The organism is Peribacillus sp. P4_C12 (genome assembly GCF_056402095.1).
This window is the reverse complement of the sequence record NZ_JBFUIB010001135.1, coordinates 1-621: the sequence shown is the minus strand read 5'-3', so window position 1 is coordinate 621 and position 621 is coordinate 1. Positions and strand designations below refer to the sequence as shown.

Below are 621 nucleotides of genomic sequence, written 5' to 3'. Positions count from 1 at the left end.
TGGGTACTCAGTCTTTATGGGTATTCGCACTTTTTTGTCGTTTTAAAAAAGATATGAATTTTAGAGATCCAGCCTCCTGTTGAATAAGGCGCTTGAACATTTGTTCAACAAAGAGTTGTTTTGATTATAAGTAAAGTTTTAAATATTCTAAAAACTCATCTTGACAATGAAGGGTTTTCATTTTAGAATTAATTCATAGATAAAACAATGTTTTGCTTGTGAAACAATATGAGATTTAGAAACAACAAATAAGGGAGGATTTTTAAAATGACAAATGAAACTTTTTCGGTGAAAGAATTTGAAAAAAAATATGTTGCACGCTTGGAAGACCGTACACTCGATTGGAACGTCTTAAAGTTCCAAGARGAAATTGATCCAGCTTATAGACGTGCTCAAATGAGATATATTGGACGAGGTGCCACAGCGAATAATGATACAAATGTAATTGCAGGGGAACATTTTACACTAAGTACAATGGTGCTTCCACCGGGATGTGTCGGGCCGTTACATCTCCACGATGATGTTGAAGAAGTATTTTTCATTCTTGAGGGAGAAGTTACAGCCTTGATTCAAGAAGACAGCTACAGCGAAGTACATGAGATTAAATTGAGTGCAAGAGAC

The 621-nt window shown here is 35.2% G+C and carries 1 protein-coding gene; it reads left to right on the top strand.

Annotated elements, in window-relative coordinates:
• Positions 1-267: 267 nt before the first annotated feature.
• The coding region (locus tag AC1DUW_RS31780) for a cupin domain-containing protein (protein WP_477644573.1) at positions 268-621 on the top strand (354 nt) is incomplete at its 3' end.